The 312-nt window shown below is 37.8% G+C and carries 1 protein-coding gene; it reads right to left on the bottom strand.

The features are described 5' to 3' along the window. Positions 1–273, bottom strand: a 273-nt coding sequence (locus BU804_RS07420; protein WP_143298952.1) for an IS3 family transposase, incomplete at its 3' end; no start/stop codon positions are given. Between the last annotated feature and the right edge of the window lie 39 nt (positions 274–312).

Below are 312 nucleotides of genomic sequence, written 5' to 3'. Positions count from 1 at the left end.
TCCATTGGCTAATGCATCTGAAACAAAGTCAAGAGACCATCTTTGATTTGGCCTAGAAATCTCCTCAGGTCCTATTCTAGAACCTAAAGCTCTCTTCCTTCCACCCCTTTTTCTGATTTTGAGACCACTCTCTTTGTATAGTCGGTACACTTTTTTATGATTAATCTTTAATCCTTCCTTCTTCAGCAAGAGACAAATTCTTCGATACCCAAACCTTCTTCTTTCATGAGCTATCGAAATCATTTTATCCTTTACTTCTGTATCATTCTTCATTTTATGCTTATAGCGCCCAACAGACCTATCGAAAGCAAG

Origin of the sequence: Candidatus Protochlamydia sp. W-9, assembly GCF_001950615.1 — a bacterium.
GTDB classification, from domain to species: Bacteria; Chlamydiota; Chlamydiia; order Chlamydiales; family Parachlamydiaceae; genus Protochlamydia; species Protochlamydia amoebophila.
Note: the sequence above shows the minus strand (reverse complement) of the source record. Positions and strands in the feature narration are given on the sequence as shown.